An 18,659-nucleotide genomic window follows, 5' to 3' on the forward strand; every position below is an offset into this window, starting at 1 on the left:
CCGTCGCGGGCAATCAGAAGACCTTCCGGAACTCGATCTCGAACGTCCGGCCGAGCGGGTCGACCAGCCACGGCTGGTAGCTCAGGGGGACCGTGCCGGTTTCGTCGGTCACGCGCTGCTGCGCGTCGAACAGATTGTCCACTCGCAGCGAGAGCCGTGCGCCCTTGAGGAAGCCGGGATTGTCGCCCGCCAGCCACTGCTGCTGTTCGAGGTTCATGAACAACCGCAAGTCGAAGGTCGCAAGGTCGTGGAAGCTGAGGTTGTCGACCTGCGATCCGCTGGCGTAGTTGGCCGACAGGCGCGCGCCGAGGCCGTTGTGGAACAGCCCGCCTTCCATCGTGACATTGTGCCGGTTCACACCGCTGCCGCTGAGCGCATCGCCGCCCAGCAGGTCGAGCTGCGGGATGCCGTTGGCGATGACCGCGTAATTCTCCAGCTCGATCGTGTGATAGACCGAAAGGTTCCAGCGTCCCTGTCCGCCACCGGGGCCACCAGAACCACCGCCACGACCGCGCCCGCCGCCGCCGCGCGTTTCACCGCCCGCAGCCGGCGATTCGCCCGCGTCGCTGCCCTCACCGCCGGGACCGCGTTCGCCGCCGGGGGCTGCACAGACGCGCGCACGAAGCTGGTTGAGCCGCTCGGGATCGACCTGGCCGTCGGGGCCCGCCAGCCGCTCGCGCACGCGTTCCGGCAGAGCCGCGAGGTCGACCGGAGTCGAGGCGGCGGGATCGGCCGGATTCCAGCCGGTGCACAGCCGTATGCGCGCGGCCTCCATCTCTTCGCGGGCCTGCATCCCGTCGGCGCTGCAAATCCGCTCGCGCGCCTGTGCGACACGCTCCGGGTCGACCTCGCCATTCTCGCCGCGAAGGCGCTGCTGCATCCGTTCGGGCAGTTGCGAGATATCGGGCTGACCCTCGGATGAGCAGAACTGTTCGCGCAGCTGCTGGAAGCGCGCGCGATCGCTGGTCCCGCCTCCCGGCCCTTGTCCCTGCCCCTGACTTTGTGCGCCCGAACCTGCGGCTGCGGACGCGATCCGCGCCATCATCCCGCCGCGCCCACTGCGCGAGCCGCCCTCCGATTCCTGAGCCGACGCGGCCGAAGAAATTGAAGCCATACCGGATGCGCGACGAGCCGCGCTCGGCAAAGGTCACTGCGCGCCGGTCAAGCTCGACCAGCTGGCCGTTCTCGCGCGTCACCCGATCGGGGAATGCCGCCTCGATTGCGGGGGTGAGCAGCGGGAAGCTTTCGGTCACGTCGTCCGACCGGTTGCGGACATATTCGACGCGGAAGTTCGACCGGTCGAACAGGTCGAAATCGTAAGAGGCCGCCAGCTTGATGTCGCGCTGGGTCTCCGCCAGCAGATCGGGATTGCCCCCCGTGACCACATTGGCGAGCACGGTGTCACCGGTCGTAAAATCGTAGACCGGGACGTTCAGGTCGACGATCTGCGGATTGCCTAGCTGCGCGATCCCCGGAGCCTGTTCGCGCACGCTGTAGCTGGCCTGCAGCGAGAGACTGTCGGATGGGCGCCAGTTGAGCCCCGCGTTCCAATTGGTCAGCAGCCCGAAGTCCGACAGGTCCTCGACCCCGCCGCCGAGATCGAGCGTCAGCTCGCCCAGCGGCGCGAGAAAGCCCTCACGCGCGCTGGCGAGCGGGATGGCCAGGTTGAGCCCCGCCAGCAATTCGCGGCGATCGAGCGAGGTTTCGACGCCGGGATTGCGCGTGTCCTCGCTGTCGATCCCGTCGAGGTTGAAACCTGCTTTCGCAGTGACGTTCACCTCGCCGCTGGACAGGAGGATCGGTCGCCCGGTCAATGTCAGGAGGCTGTCGAGCGTGTAGGTCCTGCTGTCGGCCTGCTCGATACCGCCGGCCGCCAGCGGACCGAGATCGCCCGCAATGTCGATTTCACCCGCGGCGGCAGCCGCAACGAGCGCGGCGGTATCGCGTCGCTGATCGGTCCACGTGGTGTTCCACCCGCGGGTCGCATCCACCGTAAGCGCGAGATCCCAATCGTCGATCGGGGCGTTGAACGAACTGCCGAGCGAGGCGGTGGTCGACCTGGTCCGCCGCGTGATCGGGTCGTCGTCGATCGCGCGCAGCTGCGAATTCCCGTCCGGATCGGTCAGCAGGACCGTATCGAGACCCGAGAGCGAGCGCGAGAAACTGCGGTCGAGATTGGCGTTGACCGACAGGCTTGGCACGCGTGCGCCCTCGCCGAAGGTGGTGTTCCAGGTGGTTTCGAGTTCGATGCCCTCGCTGTCGGAGGCGAGGCTGCGGAACTCGGCCGGATCGGGATCGCCTGCGACGGTGGGCGTGTTGCTGGCGGTCTGGATGATATCGCGCTCGGCCTCGGACAGCAGCGACGAGCTGTTGAATTCGGCACCGAACAACAGGCGGTCTCCGCCATTGATGGTCAGCTGCGAATATTCGACCTCGCCGTTCGACCGGCCTCCGCGCGTGGGCTGGCCGTATTCGAGTTCGACCTCGCGGCTGGAAAAATTGTCCTTCAGGATGAAGTTGATCACACGCTGGTCGGCGGGATAGCCATATTGCAGCGCGACCTCCTCGGGGAAGACCTGCACCTTCACGATCGCCTCGGGAGGATAGCGGCGGAATTCGCGAAAGCCCGAGACACGGCGACCGTTGACGAGGAACACGGGACGCCCGCTACCACGGCCGCTGGCCGAACCGGTCTGCGGCGCCAGCTGTTCGACCAGATCGGCCAGCGAATCCGCGCCATAAGCGGCGATATCGTCTTCATCGAGTTCGACCACCGGCGGAACCTCGGTTTCGACTTCGCCGCGGATGCGTTCGCCGGTCACGATGATCGCGTTCTCGGGCAGCGCCTCGCCCCCGGTGCCGCCCTGGCCGGTGTCGGGCGCCGCGTCCTGGGCATGGCCCGGCGCGGCAAGGGCGATGGTCAGCGCAAGTGCGGATATGCAGGTGAGAAATTGCATGGCAGGTTTCGCGGTCCTCAATCGTGGTCTCGTGTCCGCCCCCTCACCCGGTCCTGAAGCAGCTCAGGCGGGCGAGCAACAATCCTTGCGTAACAAAGTGTCGCAGCAGACTTGCACCGCGATTAACGTCTGCCACTTCCCTTTCTCACCCACTGAGGCTATGGGCGCGCGATACAAATCGTCCAACGACACGATCCAAGGAAATACATGGCGAAAGAAGAACTTCTCGAAATGCGCGGCAAGGTGGTTGAACTGCTGCCCAATGCGATGTTCCGCGTCGAGCTCGAGAACGGCCATGAAGTGCTCGGCCATACGGCCGGCAAGATGCGCAAGAACCGTATCCGCGTGCTGGTGGGCGACGAAGTGCTCTGCGAACTCACGCCCTACGACCTGACCAAGGCGCGCATCACCTACCGCTTCATGCCCGGTCGCGGCGGCCCCGGCCCACAGTAACGGCACGTGGGCCAGCCCACACTCATCCTCGCATCGGCCAGTCCCCGCAGGCGCGAACTCATCGCGCGCCTCGGCGTGGAGCCGGCTGCGATCAATCCTGCCGATATCGATGAAACCCCGCTCGCTGGCGAACTGCCGCGCGACTATGCCACCCGCATGGCCCGCGAAAAGGCCGCAGCTGCGGCCTCGGACGATGGCCATGTCCTGGCCGGGGATACGGTGGTCTGCGCCGGTCGGCGGATCCTGCCCAAGGCCGAGGACGAAGCGACCGCGCGGCGCTGTCTCGAACTGCTGTCGGGCCGCCGCCACCGCGTGCTGTCCGCGATCGCGCTGCGCGCCCCCGACGGCAGGCTGCGCGAACGGCTGAGCGAGACGGTGGTGATCTTCAAGCGCCTCTCGACCGACGAGATCGACGCCTATCTCGCCAGCGGCGAGTGGGAAGGCAAGGCGGGCGGCTATGCCATCCAGGGGATCGCCGAAGGGCTGATCCGCCGGATCCAGGGCAGCCATTCGGGCGTGGTCGGCCTGCCGCTCTACGAAACGCGCACGCTGCTCAAATCCGCCGGGTTCGACCTTGCCTGACTGGCTGGTCGAGCATGGCATCGGCGAAAGCCGTGCCCTGCTGGTCGAAGGCGACGACATCCTCGCCGCCAGGCTGCGCTGGCCGGGCGATTTGCCGGTCGGCAGCCGGGCACAGGCAGTGCTGGTATCCAAGCCCGCCGGCCGCAGCCGCGGCCTCGCGCGGATGGCCAATGGTACCGAGCTCATGGTCGACCGCATTCCCGCCCATTGCAACGAAGGCGCGGCGGTGCCGCTGGTCGTCACGCGCGCGGCGATCGCCGAACGCGGACGGTTCAAGCGTGCGCAGGCGCGGGTGGTCGAGGACACGGACAACAGCCCGTCGCAACAGGCGGACGATGTTTTCGCGATGGGCGATACGGTCCGCCGGCTGCCTGCTGGCGCGTGGGAAGAGGTATGGCACACTGCGTCTGCGGGCGAGGTCGCGTTCGCCGGCGGCGCGCTGCTGTTCAGCGTGACGCCCGCTATGACGCTGATCGATATCGACGGCGACCGCCCGCCGCGCGAACTGGCCCTGGCGGCGGTGCCCGAAATCGGGCGCTGGCTGCGCCTGTTCGACCTCGGCGGTTCGATCGGGATCGACTTTCCCACGCTGGCAACAAAGGCCGATCGCAAGGCCGTGGATGCCGCGCTCGATGCCGCGCTGGGCGGATGGCCGCACGAACGGACCGCGATGAACGGCTTCGGTTTCGTCCATATCGTGGCGCGGCTCGACGGGCCCTCGCTGCTGCACCGCTTTGCCACCGCGCGAATCGGGGCGGCGGCGCGCATGGCGTTGCGACGCGCCGAACTGGTCGAAGGGCCGGGCGCGACGCTGCTCACCGTCCATCCCGCGGTAAGAGCGAAGCTTAAGGCCGAGTGGCTGGCGGAGCTAGAACGGCGGACCGCGCGCCGGGTGCGGATAGAGATCGATCCGGGCCTTGCGATCGAGGCGGCCACCGCCCAGATCGTGGCGCATGACGGCTAAACCCCGCCCCTGCCCCATCTGCAAGAAACCGCGCAGCGAGGAGCACACGCCGTTCTGTTCCGCGCGCTGCCGCGATCGCGACCTGTCGCAGTGGTTCGGCGACGGATATTCCGTGCCCGGCCGCCCCGCACTGCCCGAAGAAATCGCGGTTGCAGTGACGCAAGGTTCGGAAGACTGAAATTCCCCCCTTGCCAAGGCGTGCCAGCTTCGCCATAGGCGCGCTCTCATTGCTCGCTGGGCTGTTCAGGCCCCTCCGCCGAAGCAGTGTGCCCGGGTAGCTCAGTGGTAGAGCAGACGACTGAAAATCGTCGTGTCGGTGGTTCGACTCCGCCCCTGGGCACCACTTCGCCCCGATAGCTTCCCCTGCTTCCCCGCCCGCGCTAGTCAGCCGGGATGCATGACACCACCAGCACCGCGCTTTCCGCCTTCGACATCGCCGCGATCCTCGTGGTCGCCTCCGCGCTGCTCGGCTGGTTCAACCACCATTTCCTCAAGCTGCCGCATGTCATCGGGCTGACCGTGATGGGCGCGCTGGGGGCAATCGGGCTGACGGTGGCCGATGCCTTCATTCCCGGCGTGACGCTCGACGACTGGGTCGCCGACACGCTGCAGCAGATGAATTTCACCGAGACGCTGCTGCAGGGCATGCTCAGCTTCCTGCTGTTTGCCGGCGCGCTGCATGTCGATCTCGACCGCCTCAAGGTCGCGTGGCTGCCGGTGCTGCTGCTCTCCACCGTGGGCGTGATGATTTCGACCGTGCTCGTCGGGCTCGCCATGTGGGGTGTCGGCATGCTGCTGGCGCTGGGGATTGCGCCGATCTGGTACTTCGTCTTCGGCGCGCTGATCGCCCCGACCGACCCGGTTTCGGTGCTCGGCGTGCTGCGCGAGGAGAAGGTCCCGCAATCGCTGCAGAGCGCGGTGGCGGGCGAAAGCCTGTTCAATGACGGCGTCGGCATCGTCGTGTTCATCATCCTGCTCGGCGCGGCGGTGAGCGGGAACGACTTCTCCTTCGCCGAGGGCGCACGGCTGTTCGCGATCGAGGCGGGCGGCGGCATCGTGGTCGGGCTGGTCGCGGGCTATGTCGGCTACCGCGCGCTGGCGGGGATGGACGAATACACGCTCGAGGTACTGGTCACGCTGGCGGTGGTGATGGGCGGCTATGCGCTGTGCAACTACTTGACGCTCTCGGGCCCGCTGGCGATGGCGGTAGCCGGCCTGCTGATCGGCAACCACGGCGTTACCTATGCGATGAGCGACGTGACGCGCGATTACCTCGTCAAGTTCTGGGAGCTGGTCGACGAATTGCTCAATTCGGTGCTGTTCCTGCTGATCGGGCTGGAAATGATTGTGCTTGTCGCGGGTTTCGACGAGCTGGTGCTGGCGCTGGCCGCAATCCCGCTGACACTGGCCGCGCGCGGGGTCGGTATCTTTGTCTCGACCAAGGCGATCCCCGCTGCACGGCTGCAGGACAAGGGCGCAGGCCGCGTGCTGTGGTGGGGCGGGCTGCGCGGCGGCATTTCGATCGCGCTGGCGCTGTCGCTGCCCGCCGGCGAGACGCGCGACCTGATCCTTGCCGCGACCTTCGCCGCGGTGCTGTTCAGCGTCCTCGTCCAGCGCGCCACGCTGGGCCGGCTGATCGAGAAGCTGAAACGCGACCACGCCCCCGCGGTCGAAGACGCTGCCCCCGCACGCGAACCGACTGTTCGTTAGTCGGCGGCGATGGCGTCCGCTGCGGTGCCGATCTCGGCCCAGATGCGCGCCAAGTCATCGTCTTCGATGCAATAGGGCGGCATGACGTAAACGGTGTTGCCGAGCGGCCGCAGCAGCAGGTCTGCTTCGCGGAACCGGCGCAGCAGCTTCGGCCCGAGGTCGGACAGATAGCTGCCGCCCGGATCGCCCAGTTCCAGCGCGGCAATCGTGCCGCAGCGCCGCGCGTTGCGCACCATGGCGTGATCTGCCAGCGCATCGAGATGCGCCTGCTGCTTCGCTGCCAGCGCCGCGATCCGCTCAGGCACCGGTTCCTCGCGCCAGATCGCGAGATTGGCATTGGCCGCCGCGCAGGCCACCGGGTTCGCGGTATAGCTCGATGAATGGTAGAACGTGCGCGTGCGGTCGGTCGAATAATGCGCGTCCCAGATCGGCTCGCTCGCCATGGTCACCGCCAGCGGCATCGCCCCGCCGGTCAGCCCCTTGGACAGGCACATGATATCGGGCACGACATCGGCCTGTTCGCAGGCGGTCAGCGTGCCGGTGCGGCCCCAGGCGGTCATCACCTCGTCGGCGATGAACAGCGTGCCGTGGCGGGCGCAGATCGCGCGCATCTCGGCCAGTACCGCAGGCGGATACATCAGCATGCCGCCCGCCCCCAGCACCAGCGGTTCGACAATGAACGCCGCCGCCCCGCCCGCGCATTCGGTTTCGAGCGCATCGTAGGTGGGTTGCGGATCGGTCCCGGGAAAAGGCACGCGCCCGACATCGAACAGCATCGGCGCATAGGCGGCGTTGAACACCCCGCGCGCGCCCACCGACATCGCGCCGATCGTATCGCCGTGATAGGAGTGCTCCATCACCACGATCCGGCTGCGGTCCTCGCCGCGGTGAGTCCAGAAGCCGAGCGCCATCTTCAGCGCGACCTCGACCGCGGTCGAACCGCTGTCGGAAAAGAACACGCGGGTCAGTTCGCCGGGCAGGATCCGGCACAGTTCACGCGCGAGGTCCTCTGCCGGTTGGTGCGTCCAGCCGGCGAAGATCATCTGGTCGAGCCGCTGCGCCTGGTCGGCGATTGCCGCCATGATCCGCGGGTGGCAATGGCCATGGGTGGTCACCCACCAGCTCGAAATCGCGTCCACCACGCGGCGGCCGTCTTCGGTGTGCAGCACAGCGCCTTCGGCATGCGTGACCAGCGGAACCGGATCGCCCAGCCCGTGCTGCGTGAAAGGATGCCATACGGGCGAGTGGGTCATGCGAAATCCGCCAGGTCAAAATTGTCGGTAAAGGCTTGGGCGAGCGTCGCCGCGTCGAGCGTGCCGAGCAGCGGCAGGCGGCCGAGCCGCTTCACCGCACCGAGCCGACAGATCGTCGCCTCGCTGTCTTCCACCGCGTCGCCGACAAAGGCCACGCCGTGGATTGCCACCCCGCGCGCGCGCAGCGCTTCGATCGTCAGCAGCGAATGGTTGATCGTGCCGAGCGCGGTCCGCGCGACCACGATCACCGGCAGGCTCCAGCGCGCGAACATGTCAGCGTAGAGCAAGTCCCCGCCAAGCGGCACCAGCGCGCCGCCGGCCCCCTCGACTACCAGCGGGCGCTGCGCGGGGAGTGCCAGCCGCTCGGGATCGATGGCGACCCCGTCGATCTCGGCTGCGCGGTGCGGCGAACAGGGCGTCGCCAGGCGATAGGCCTCGGGCAGCAAGCGGGTTTCGGGCATTCCCGCAAGCTTTGCGACCTGCGCCCGGTCGCCGCCTTCTTCCAGCCCCGCCTGCACCGGCTTCCAGTAGTGCGCGTCCAGCGCGCCGGTGAGCGCGGCAGCGAAGACGGTCTTGCCGACGTCGGTATCGGTTCCGGTGACGGTGAATGCACTCATGCGAGAATCTCCGAAAGCGTGTCGGCCAACGCATCGATCTGCGGCCGGCCGATATTGAGAGTGAGCGAGATGCGCAGGCGGCTGCTGCCCGCAGGAACGGTGGGCGGGCGAATGCCGCGGATATCGAAGCCCGCGCTGCGCAGCGCCCCGGCAATCTGCATAGTCCGTGCTTCGTCACCCAGCACCAGCGGCATGATCTGCGATCCGCTTGCGCTGACGCCTAAGGGCGCGAGTTTGCGGGCCGCATAGCCGATCAGATCGTGCAGCGCTTTACGCCGATCCGGCTCCTCCTCCACGATCCTCAGCGCCTCGCGCACGCAGGCGGCCATCAGCGGCGATGGTGCGGTGGAGAAGATGAAGCCCCGCCCGCGATTGATCACATGGTCGCGCATTACGCGCGGCCCGCACAGCAGCGCGCCTTCGCTGCCCAGGGCCTTCCCGCAGGTGCGCAGCACGATCGCATTGTCGCGCCCGTCGATATGCGCTGCCAGCCCCCGGCCGCCAGTGCCGAACACGCCGGTGGCATGCGCATCGTCCGCCAGCAGCACCGCGCCATGGCGATCCGCCAGATCGGCAAGTTCGGCAATCGGTGCGCGATCGCCGTCCATGCTGTAGAGCGTTTCGACCGCGATCCACGCCTGGCCCGCGGCATTGCCCGCCCGCCAGTGCGCAAGCGCTTCGGCGAAGGCGCCGACATCATTGTGCGGTACCGCGATGCATTCGGCGCGCGACAGGCGCATCCCTTCGTGCGCGCTGGCATGGACCAGCGCGTCGTGGAAGATCGCATCGCCGCGCTGGGGCAGTGCCGACAGCAGCACGCTGTTGGCGCCGTAGCCATTGGCAAGGAACAACGCGCTTTCGCAGCCGAAGAAGCTGGCGGCCTCCGCCTCCAGCGCCTCGTGTTCGGGATGATTGCCGCGCAGCAGGCGCGAACCGCCCGAACCGACGGGAACGCCGCGCTCGAGCGCGTCCATCACGGCGTTCTTGAGCCTCCCGCTGCCCGCCAGCGCGAGGTAATCGTTCGACGAGAAATCGGCGCCGCCGGGAAGCGACAGGCTGCGCAGCCGCGCCGCGCGCGCCAGACCCGTCAGATCGTCGACCTGCGCGGCAAGGGGGGTGTTGGTGGTGCGACCCATAGCCATGCCGCGCGCGCTAACCACCCCGCCGCGCGCCTGCAATTGCTTTCGTCAATCGGCTTCTGTATGGCTCGCGACACGCCCCGGCAGTCGCAATCGCCAGTCGATTCCGTCGCCGGGGCGCTGACTTTTCCAGCGTGAAGGAACGCATATTCATGGCTCGTCGGCGCCAGATCTACGAAGGCAAGGCCAAGATCCTCTACGAAGGCCCCGAACCGGGCACGATCATCCAGTATTTCAAGGATGACGCGACTGCGTTCAACGCCGAGAAGAAGGGCACTATCAACGGCAAGGGCGTGATTAACAATCGCATCAGCGAATATGTATTCACGCGGCTGTCGCACATCGGCATCCCCACGCATTTCATGCGCCGCCTCAACATGCGCGAGCAGCTGGTGCGCCAGGTGGAGATCATCCCCCTGGAAGTGGTGGTCCGCAACGTGGCTGCGGGAACGCTGAGCAAGCGCCTCGGGATCGAGGAAGGCGAGCTGCTGCCGCACACGCTGATCGAATATTGCCTCAAGGACGATTCGCTGGGCGATCCCAAGGTCTCCGAAGAGGAAATCGCCTGCTTCAACTGGTGCAGCCATGAAGAGCTGCAGGACATGTCGAGCATGGCGATCCGCATCAACGATTTCCTGTCGGGCATGTTCAGCGCGATCGATATCCGCCTCGTGGATTTTAAGCTGGAATTCGGCCGTATCTGGGACGGGGACTACAGCCGCGTCATCCTGGCCGACGAGATCAGCCCCGACGGCTGCCGCCTGTGGGATATCAACACCGGCGAAAAGCTCGACAAGGACCGCTTCCGGCGCGACATGGGCGGCGAAAGCGAAGCCTATCAGGAAGTCGCGCGGCGTCTCGGCCTGCTGCAGAACGAAGACAGCGGCCCGGGCGAAGTGCTCGACATGAGCGCGCATCGCGGCCGGCTGCGGACGCCGTCCAAGCCCAAGAAGTAACGCGGTCAGCCGCACCCGGCGCAAGCCGGGCGGCGCGACATTGGCATAGAAAAAGGGCCGGAGGGATCGCTCCCCCCGGCCCTTTTCTGTCGGTCTTCCTTCCCCGCTCAGTAGCTGACGCGGGCCGAGATACCGAACACGCGCGGATCGTTGACGAAGGCGGTGTTGTTGTTGAAGTCGATGCCGCCCTTCACATTGTCGGCATCGAGAATGTTGCGCACGAAGGCGGCGACTTCGAAGGTCCCGTCGAGCTTGGCATAGCCGACACGCAGCCCACCCTCGATCTGGTTGTTGGTGTTGAACTCGGCGCTTTCGTAGATGAAGATGTTCGTCTTGCCCTGGTAGGCCCAGTCGGTGAAGGCGAAGATCTCGCCCGCATTGCCCACCGGAACGCCGTAGCGCGCGGTCACGTCGGCGATCCATTCGGGCGCATTGGGGAACGGGTTGCCGTCCACCAGCGCGCGGGTGTTGCCCGACAGGACCACGGTCGGGTCGGTCACGGTGCACTGGAAACAGATGCCCACGGCGAGCGTATCGTCCTGGATCTCGGTGTTGTTCCAGCTGACGCCTGCAGTGACGAGGAAATCAGGCGAGATCTGGAAGGCGCTGTCCAGTTCGAAACCGTAGCCGCGGCCCTGGTCGGCATTGACCAGCTGCACGAGGTTGCCCGCACCGCCGACCGCAGTGAACTGCGGATCGTCGATGGTGTAGTAATAGACCGCGCCGTTGAGACGCACGCTGCGGCCCGCCAATTCGGACTTGAACCCGGCTTCGTAGCTCATGATCTTTTCCGAAGTCGCGATCGACGGCGGCGAACCGAAGGCCACGTCGCGGCCCTGGATGGTCGGCGCGCGGAAACCGCTCGCCACGCGCGCGTAGACGCTGGCGTCGGCGCCGACATCGTAGAATGCGGCGAGGTCCCAGCTGATGCGCTCGTCCTTGACGCTGCGTTCCTGCGCACCCGGGCCCGAGATGAATGAGGTCTGCGTCACTGCGAACGCCTTCTCGTCCTCGGTATAGCGCAGGCCGCCGGTCAGCTTGAGCGCGGGGGTAATCTCACCCGTGACCTGGCCGAATACCGCCCAGCTTTCGTTGGTGTGGTTGACGGTCACGGGCGGCGGGAAGTCGAAGCCGATCGTGGTGACATCGAATTCGCTGTCGAAATAGAAGCCGCCGACCTGCCATTGCACCGGGCCATTCGAAGCCGACGCGATGCGGACTTCCTGCGTGAACTGCTCGAGATCGATCGAATCCTGCGTGTCGCTGGGAAACGGGATGAAGCCCGGACCGGTGACGAGATTGCCCCCGTCGATATCGCCGCGGCTGCGGCCTTCGCTGTTGGCCCAGCTGGTGATGCTGGTGAAGGTCGCGAAATCGGCTTCGTAATCGACCTTGGCAGTCGCGATCTCGGCCTTGTAGGCGGCATCGTTGCGCCCGCCGGCATCGTAGAACACCGTGTCGCGGTCGTAATTGTCGTTCAGCTCGTTGTCGCCGGGGCCGAGAATGTTGGCGCGGAACAGCGTCGACTGGCCATCGAGGTCGCGAACCGAGTAGCTGCCGAGGACCGACAGACGGTCGCCGGGGGTGATCAGCAGCTGCGCACGGCCCGCCACTTCGCTGTAGGCGCCGTAGACGTCTTCCTCGCCGGTGAAACCGTTGTCGACCCAATTGTCGCGCTGTTGCCACAGGCCCGAAAGGCGCAGCGACACCACGCCGGGTGCGAGCGGCAGCGTGACGCCGCCATCGGCCGAAACGCTGTTGAAGCTGCCGTAGCTGACCGAACCGTCGACCGCGAACTCATCGCCCGGCTTGACCGTATCGATCTTGACGATGCCGGCGGGCGTGTTGCGGCCAAACAGCGTGCCCTGCGGGCCGCGCAACACTTCGATTCTGCTCGACGTCGAAGATCGGGAAGGATTTGAGCGTGACGTTCTCCATCACGACATCGTCCATCACCACCGAGACCGGCTGCGAGGCGGCGAGATCGAAATCGGTATTGCCGAGCCCTCGGATATAGAAGCGCGGGGCCGCGCGGCCGTTCGAGCTTTCGACGAACAGACCCGGCACGCGCGCGGCCAGCGCGGTGATTTCGGCACCGGCATCGAAGATCGTGCGCACGGTGTCGGCATCGAGCGTAGCCGCCGAAACCGCGACATCCTGCAGGTTTTCCTCGCGCCGGTTGGCGGTCACGATAATCGTGTTGAGCTGGCCCGCGCCGGCTTCTGCGGTGCCGGAGGTTGCGGCATCGACATCCTGCGCGAGGGCGGGTTGCGCAGCGAACGCCGCGAAGGCGAGCGTGCTGGCGCCGAGAAAACGGGCAGCGGTGGATCGAATGGTCATGTAGGGGAATTCCTGCTTGAGCGCGCACATGGGGGCGGGCATTTGGAGGGAAGCGGCACGATCGCCGTGCGCATCCGATAGCAGGTTGCGCAGGAAATTGGCGTGCGACGCTCAGGGTTGCGGCAGATTGATTGCAAATGTTGCAATCGCGCTACAATCCGCCGCGCATATGCCACCCTTGCAACCTTCCCCGCTGTGCATGCGCGCGGGCTTGAATGCGCGCGGGTGCTGCGCCATAGGCGCGCCAACACGAAAGGCCTGCTCGATGAAGATCCGCGTCCATGTTTCGCTCAAGCCCGGCGTCCTCGATCCGCAGGGCCGCGCCGTCCACCATGCCCTCGAAGGGCTTGGTTTCGACGGGGTTGCCGATGTTCGCGTGGGCCGGCTGATCGAACTCGAAGTGGCCGATGGCACGAGCGACGCGGCGCTGACCGATATGTGCGAGAAGCTGCTCGCCAATACGGTGATCGAAAACTACCGCATCGAGAAGGTCGGCTGATGGCTCTGCGCGCCGCCGTCATCACCTTCCCCGGTTCCAATTGCGACCGCGACATGGCGGTGGCGATCGAGCGAGTTACGGGCTCTGCCCCGCAGCGGGTCTGGCACGCCGATACCGAACTGCCCGAGCGGCTCGATTTCATCGCCCTGCCCGGCGGATTCTCCTATGGCGACTACCTGCGTTCGGGCGCGATGGCGGCGAACAGCCCGGTCATGCGCGGAGTCAAGCAGCAGGCCGAACGCGGCGTGCCCGTGCTGGGCGTGTGCAACGGCTTCCAGGTGCTCACCGAGGCGGGGCTGCTGCCCGGCGCGCTGATGCGCAATGCCAGCCAGAACTTCATCTGCCGGACCGTCCCGCTGACGGTCGAGAACAGCACTTCCCTGTTCACCGCGGGTTTTGCCAGCGGCCAGACCATCGACATTCCCGTGGCGCATCACGACGGCAATTACTTTGCTGACGAGGATACGCTCGACCGGCTCGAAGGCGAAGGTCGCGTCGCCTTCCGCTATGTCGAGAACTGCAACGGCTCGCGGCGCGACATTGCCGGCGTGCTCAATGCTGCGGGGAATGTCCTGGGAATGATGCCGCACCCCGAACGCGCCGTCGATCCGGCACATGGCGGAACCGACGGGCTGGCGCTGTTCGAAAACGCGCTCCGCTCGCTCGCGGACGCCTGATCAGGCGCTTTCGGCGCGCGGGCTTCCTGTCTGGCGGGCCATAACGTCCAGCACGTCCCCGGCCGGCATCGGGCGTCCGAAGTGGTAGCCCTGGATCTTGGTGCAGCCCAGTTCGCGGATCATCTGCGCTTCTTCGTCGTTCTCGACGCCCTCCGCCGTCGTGGTCATGCCGAGGCTGTCCGCCATGGCGACGACCGCGCGGATGATCGCCAGCGATTCGGGGCTTTGTTGCGCGGCCCCCTGCACGAACGAGCGGTCGACCTTGATGGTCGAGAACTTGAGCCGGCGCAGATAGCCGAGCGAGGAATAGCCGGTGCCGAAATCGTCGAGCGCGATCGAGCATCCCAGCGCCATGCACCGTTCCAGCGCCTCGCGCGCAATGCTGGCATCGCGCAGGAAGATGCTTTCGGTGACTTCGATCTCGAGCCGCTTGGCGTTGAGCCCGCTTTGCGACAGCGCGCGTACTACCGAGCCGACGAAATCGGTTTCGAGCAATTGCTCGGGTGAAACATTGACATTGACCCGCATGTGTTCGGGCCAGTTCTCGGCCGCTTCGAGGCAGGCGCGTTCCATCACCCAATTGCCGATCGGAACGATCAGGCGGGTATCTTCGGCCAGCGGAATGAACTTGGCCGGGCTGACGAAACCGTGTTCGGGGCTGTTCCAGCGGATGAGCGCTTCGAAGCTGACCACTTCCTCGGTCGTCGCATCGACCACCGGCTGGTAATGCAGCATGAATTCGTCGCGTGCGAGTGCATGGCGGAGCGAGTTTTCGAGCAGGCGTCGCTCTTCGGCATTCGCATGCAGCGCGGGTTCGAATTCGCGGTGAGCCCCGCCGCCTTCGTCCTTTGCGCGGTACAGCGCGAGATCGGCGTTGCGCAGCAATTCCTCCACCGTCCGGCCATCGCGCGGGCCGATCGCCGATCCGACGCTGGCGCCGACGTAGAGCGTGTGGTTTTCGATCTGGTAGGGTTCGGACAGGCGCTGGATGATTTCGCGCGCCAGCGTGTCGATCCGGCTGCGGTCGCTCGTTTCGCGCAGGACTACGGCGAATTCATCGCCGCCTAGCCGGCCGCAGGTTTCGCCGTCGCGGACCAGCGCTTTCAGCCGCGACGCGACTTCCGCCAGCATCCGGTCGCCGACCAGATGGCCGAGCGAATCGTTGATGCCCTTGAAGCGGTCGAGGTCGATCATCAGCAGCGCGCAGCGCGAGCGCCATGCCGCCGCATGCTCGAGCGCTTCGCCCAGCGCCTCGTTCAGCATCCGCCGATTGGGCAGGTGCGTCAGCGTGTCGTAGCGCGCGAGGTAGGCGATCTTTTCCGACGATTCGCGCTGTTCGGTGATATCCGACCCGACACCGCGGAAACCCTGGTAGCGGCCCCGGTCGTCGACGATCGGCGTGCCCGAAAGCTCCCACCAGCGCTGCTGCCCGCCGATCGTAACCTTGACTTCGAGATTGGAGAAGTTCTGGCGCCGTTTGAGCTTGTCGGCAAGGTCGTGCAGGCTTTGCGGAAAGCGTCCGGTCTGCCAGCAATCGCCCGAAATCAGCTGGAGGAACGATCCGCCTTCGATTTCCGCCGGCTCGCGTCCGAGGGCAAAGGCAAAACGCGGCGAGACGGACCTGAGCCGGCGGCCGGTATCGACCTGCCACAGCCAGTCGGCCTGACCTTCCTCGAATTCGCGCAGCAGCATCGAGACCACTTCGCTCTTTTCCTGCATCGCCGCTTCTGCCAGCCGCACCGCTACCGATACGCGCGCGCTTTCGATCACGCCGAACACGGCGAGCAGCGTGGACAGGACAACCACGGTCGCAAGGATCGGGTGGAAATCGATCAGGCTGGCGATGAGGCCGCCGACACCTGCCGCAAGCGCGAAGGTTATCGAACTGAGCGGCGCGCCATAGCGGCTGGCGCTGCTGGCCAGAACCAGCATTGCCGCGATCGTCCAGGCCAGCAGGGTATCGCCGAGCTGGCCATAGACCGCGCACAGGATGAGACCGACCGACCACATCGCGCCCTTCGCGGCAGTGGTCAGCGCATGCGATTCCATTTCGGTGACCGAGATCGAACGGCTGTCGGCATCGCCCAGCCGAATATCGGCCCGCGCCGAATAGAGCACCGCCGAGATCAGGCCCAGACCCCAAGCTGCCAGCGCGGCAACCGGGACGGTCTGATAAACGGTAAACACGACGAGCGCGAAGCTGACCAGGTGCAGCAGCACCCGCGCGCCAACGCGGTCCTTGAGGACGGCATATTGCTGGCCGTGAACCAGCGACCAGTTGGTGCCCTCGGGCGTTTCGAACCCGATGGCTTGCCTGATCGACAGCGACGCCGCTTTTGCTTTCTGTGTTGTTGCCTGGTCGGTCACCGCAGCACGGTTAACGGGAAAGTCTTAGCTCCCGGTAAAGGCCTCTAGCGAAATCCGCGCAGACAGCGAATTGCCGGGCCTATTCGACGGTTACCGACTTCGCCAGATTGCGCGGCTGATCGACATCCGTACCTTTGACGCAGGCGACGTGATAGGCAAGCAATTGCACCGGGATCGTATAGACCAGCGGCGCGATCAGCGGATGGACCTTGGGCATCTCGATCGTGGCGAGGCATCCCTCGCCCGCCTGCTCGAGCCCATCGGCGTCGGAAATCAGCACCACCTGCCCGCCGCGCGCGCGCACTTCTTCCATGTTCGAAACAGTCTTTTCGAACAGGGGCCCGGACGGTGCCAGAACGATTACCGGCACCTTGTCGTCGATCAGCGCGATCGGCCCGTGCTTCATCTCGCCACTGGCATAGCCTTCGGCATGGATATAGCTGATTTCCTTGAGCTTCAGCGCACCTTCCAAAGCAAGCGCATAGTCGGGTCCGCGCCCCAGATAGAGCACGTCGCGGGCCGGCGCGATCAGATGCGCCATGCTGGCGATATCGTCATCGTGATCGAGCGCGGCGTTGAGCGCGGCGGGGGCTTCGAGCAGGTGGCCGACCACCTCCTGCTCTTCCTCGCGGCTCATCAGCCCCTTGGTGACCGCCATATGCGCCGCCAGGGCGGCTAGCACCGCCAGCTGGCAACTGAAAGCCTTGGTCGAGGCAACGCCGATTTCGGGCCCGGCATGCGTCGGCAGCAGCAGGTCCGCCTCGCGCGCCATCGAACTGGTGGGTACGTTGACGATTACCGCGATGGTCTGGCCGTTCTCCTTGCAGTGCCGCAGCGCCGCCAGCGTATCGGCGGTTTCGCCGCTTTGCGAGATGAACAGCGCCAGACCGCCTTCTTCGAGGACCGGTTCGCGATAGCGGAATTCGGAGGCGACATCGATGTCCACAGGGACACGCGCGAATTGCTCGAACCAGTATTTGGCGACCATTCCGGCATAGAAGGACGTGCCGCAGGCCACGATGGTGACGCGCTTGATCTGCGACAGGTCGAAATCGAACTGTGGCAGCGCGACCGAATTGTCCGACTGGCGCAGGTAGGATCCGAGCGTCTGCGCGACCACGGTCGGCTGCTCGAAGATCTCCTTCTGCATGAAGTGGCGGTAATTGCCCTTCTCGACAGCTGCGGCCGAGGCGCCCGAGGTCTGGATCTCGCGTTCGACCGGCTGGTTTTCGGCATCGTGGATTTCAGCGGCTTCGCGGGTGACGACCACCCAGTCGCCTTCCTCGAGATAGCTGATCTGCTGCGTTAGCGGCGCCAGCGCCAGCGCGTCGGAACCGATATAGGTTTCGCCGTCGCCATAGCCGACCACCAGCGGTGACCCGCGGCGGGCGCCGATCAGCATGCCGGGATGGTCGCGAAAGGCGATCGCCAGCGCGAAGGCGCCGCGCAGGCGCGGCAGGACCTGCGCCACGGCCTCGCGCGGGCTGCTGCCGTTCTCGATTTCGCGCGAGACGAGATGGACCACCACCTCGCTGTCGGTGTCGCTTTCCAGCGTCCGGCCGTCTGCCTGCAATTCGGCGCGCAGTTCCTTGAAGTTCTCGATGATCCCGTTGTGCACCAGCGCGACGCGATCGGTTGCATGCGGGTGTGCGTTCTGCGCAGTCGGAGCGCCATGCGTGGCCCAGCGCGTATGCGCGATCCCCATGTCGCCAGGGGCGGGATTGGCAGCGAGTTCGGCGACGAGGTTGTTCAGCTTGCCTTCCGCGCGGCGGCGGATCAGCTTGCCATCGTCGAGCGTACACACGCCGGCGCTGTCATAGCCGCGGTATTCCATGCGGCGCAGGCCGTCGACCAGCCGGTCGGCGACCGGCTCCGAACTGACGATACCGATAATTCCGCACATTAACTCAATTCTCCGCACTTGCTTGCGGCGAGACTTAGCGGTTCTCGTCCAGCAATCAATCTTTCCGCGTTCGGCCACGCCCATCCGGGCGAAACGCGCGTTTTCGCCGCGCTTTGGGCATGGCGCGCATGCGCCGCCGGGCATTAGCGTTTAATCAAGGTTTCCAGCCTATTTACCCTGTTTCGAGAGACGAGCTTTGTCATATCCGGACAAGGTTCACCCAACCAATCAAGTATTTCCTC

At 65.9% G+C, this 18,659-nt stretch carries 17 protein-coding genes and 1 tRNA gene; 9 read left to right on the forward strand and 9 right to left on the reverse strand.

Features of this window, described 5'->3' with window-relative positions; translation table 11 throughout:
• Positions 1 to 13: 13 nt before the first annotated feature.
• Both WKH79_RS06555 and WKH79_RS06560 read right to left on the reverse strand, forming a co-directional pair.
• A complete protein-coding gene (locus tag WKH79_RS06555) occupies positions 14 to 682 on the reverse strand; it encodes a hypothetical protein (RefSeq protein ID WP_341859982.1) in 669 nt (222 codons plus the stop codon).
• On the reverse strand, positions 573 to 2,957 hold the full coding sequence (locus WKH79_RS06560) for a TonB-dependent receptor (protein WP_341859983.1): 2,385 nt from the start codon (positions 2,955 to 2,957) through the stop codon (positions 573 to 575). The genes WKH79_RS06555 and WKH79_RS06560 overlap by 110 nt, the downstream gene beginning before the upstream one ends.
• 207 nt (positions 2,958 to 3,164) lie before the next feature.
• Between WKH79_RS06560 and infA the strand changes: the two genes are divergently transcribed.
• From infA to WKH79_RS06590, 6 genes are all read left to right on the forward strand, one after another.
• On the forward strand, positions 3,165 to 3,410 hold the full coding sequence (infA, locus tag WKH79_RS06565; protein ID WP_047806247.1) for a translation initiation factor IF-1: 246 nt from the start codon (positions 3,165 to 3,167) through the stop codon (positions 3,408 to 3,410).
• A 6-nt stretch (positions 3,411 to 3,416) separates the two neighbouring features.
• Positions 3,417 to 3,992 carry a Maf family nucleotide pyrophosphatase gene (locus tag WKH79_RS06570; RefSeq protein ID WP_050599788.1) on the forward strand — a complete coding sequence of 192 codons (576 nt, stop codon included), beginning with the start codon at positions 3,417 to 3,419 and terminating at the stop codon, positions 3,990 to 3,992.
• Entirely contained in the window at positions 3,985 to 4,956 is a 972-nt protein-coding gene (locus tag WKH79_RS06575) for a ribonuclease E/G (RefSeq protein ID WP_341859984.1), read from the forward strand. Before WKH79_RS06570 ends, WKH79_RS06575 begins: the two co-directional genes overlap by 8 nt.
• The gene (gene yacG / locus WKH79_RS06580; RefSeq protein WP_341859985.1) at positions 4,946 to 5,134 is read left to right on the forward strand and encodes a DNA gyrase inhibitor YacG; all 189 of its coding nucleotides are present in this window, start codon (positions 4,946 to 4,948) and stop codon (positions 5,132 to 5,134) included. The genes WKH79_RS06575 and yacG overlap by 11 nt, the downstream gene beginning before the upstream one ends.
• 90 nt (positions 5,135 to 5,224) lie before the next feature.
• Positions 5,225 to 5,299, forward strand: a tRNA-Phe gene (locus WKH79_RS06585).
• Positions 5,300 to 5,349: 50 nt separating this feature from the next.
• Complete coding sequence (locus WKH79_RS06590; RefSeq protein WP_341859986.1) at positions 5,350 to 6,666, forward strand: sodium:proton antiporter; 1,317 nt, start codon at positions 5,350 to 5,352, stop codon at positions 6,664 to 6,666.
• Here the strand turns inward: WKH79_RS06590 and WKH79_RS06595 are convergent.
• The 3 genes from WKH79_RS06595 to WKH79_RS06605 are packed head-to-tail and all read right to left on the reverse strand — an operon-like array spanning position 6,663 to position 9,678.
• Positions 6,663 to 7,919 (reverse strand): adenosylmethionine--8-amino-7-oxononanoate transaminase, encoded by a 1,257-nt coding sequence (locus tag WKH79_RS06595; protein ID WP_341859987.1) that lies wholly within the window; start codon positions 7,917 to 7,919, stop codon positions 6,663 to 6,665. The genes WKH79_RS06590 and WKH79_RS06595 overlap by 4 nt on opposite strands.
• Entirely contained in the window at positions 7,916 to 8,536 is a 621-nt protein-coding gene (gene bioD / locus WKH79_RS06600; protein ID WP_341859988.1) for a dethiobiotin synthase, read from the reverse strand. The genes WKH79_RS06595 and bioD overlap by 4 nt, the downstream gene beginning before the upstream one ends.
• Positions 8,533 to 9,678 (reverse strand): 8-amino-7-oxononanoate synthase, encoded by a 1,146-nt coding sequence (locus WKH79_RS06605; RefSeq protein WP_341859989.1) that lies wholly within the window; start codon positions 9,676 to 9,678, stop codon positions 8,533 to 8,535. Before WKH79_RS06605 ends, bioD begins: the two co-directional genes overlap by 4 nt.
• Before the next feature lie 149 nt (positions 9,679 to 9,827).
• Between WKH79_RS06605 and purC the strand changes: the two genes are divergently transcribed.
• The gene (gene purC, locus WKH79_RS06610) at positions 9,828 to 10,631 is read left to right on the forward strand and encodes a phosphoribosylaminoimidazolesuccinocarboxamide synthase (protein ID WP_050599882.1); all 804 of its coding nucleotides are present in this window, start codon (positions 9,828 to 9,830) and stop codon (positions 10,629 to 10,631) included.
• Between the two features lie 107 nt (positions 10,632 to 10,738).
• Here the strand turns inward: purC and WKH79_RS06615 are convergent, their stop codons facing one another.
• The gene (locus tag WKH79_RS06615) at positions 10,739 to 12,511 is read right to left on the reverse strand and encodes a TonB-dependent receptor (protein ID WP_341859990.1); all 1,773 of its coding nucleotides are present in this window, start codon (positions 12,509 to 12,511) and stop codon (positions 10,739 to 10,741) included.
• Positions 12,429 to 12,971: a TonB-dependent receptor plug domain-containing protein gene (locus WKH79_RS06620; protein WP_341859991.1), complete on the reverse strand. Its 543-nt coding sequence runs from the start codon at positions 12,969 to 12,971 to the stop codon at positions 12,429 to 12,431. Before WKH79_RS06620 ends, WKH79_RS06615 begins: the two co-directional genes overlap by 83 nt.
• 265 nt (positions 12,972 to 13,236) lie before the next feature.
• On the opposite strand from WKH79_RS06620, the gene purS reads away from it, so the two are divergent.
• Together purS and purQ are read left to right on the forward strand one after the other, a co-directional pair.
• On the forward strand, positions 13,237 to 13,470 hold the full coding sequence (gene purS, locus WKH79_RS06625; protein ID WP_320180622.1) for a phosphoribosylformylglycinamidine synthase subunit PurS: 234 nt from the start codon (positions 13,237 to 13,239) through the stop codon (positions 13,468 to 13,470).
• A 5-nt stretch (positions 13,471 to 13,475) separates the two neighbouring features.
• Complete coding sequence (purQ, locus tag WKH79_RS06630; RefSeq protein WP_341860097.1) at positions 13,476 to 14,147, forward strand: phosphoribosylformylglycinamidine synthase subunit PurQ; 672 nt, start codon at positions 13,476 to 13,478, stop codon at positions 14,145 to 14,147.
• Here purQ and WKH79_RS06635 read toward each other — a convergent pair whose 3' ends face one another.
• Positions 14,148 to 16,514: an EAL domain-containing protein gene (locus WKH79_RS06635; protein WP_341859992.1), complete on the reverse strand. Its 2,367-nt coding sequence runs from the start codon at positions 16,512 to 16,514 to the stop codon at positions 14,148 to 14,150.
• A gap of 79 nt (positions 16,515 to 16,593) precedes the next feature.
• Complete coding sequence (gene glmS / locus WKH79_RS06640) at positions 16,594 to 18,417, reverse strand: glutamine--fructose-6-phosphate transaminase (isomerizing) (RefSeq protein ID WP_341859993.1); 1,824 nt, start codon at positions 18,415 to 18,417, stop codon at positions 16,594 to 16,596.
• Positions 18,418 to 18,659 lie beyond the last annotated feature (242 nt).

The sequence above is a fragment of the Qipengyuania sp. GPGPB31 genome (genome assembly GCF_038396345.1).
Taxonomy (GTDB): domain Bacteria; phylum Pseudomonadota; class Alphaproteobacteria; order Sphingomonadales; family Sphingomonadaceae; genus Qipengyuania; species Qipengyuania citrea.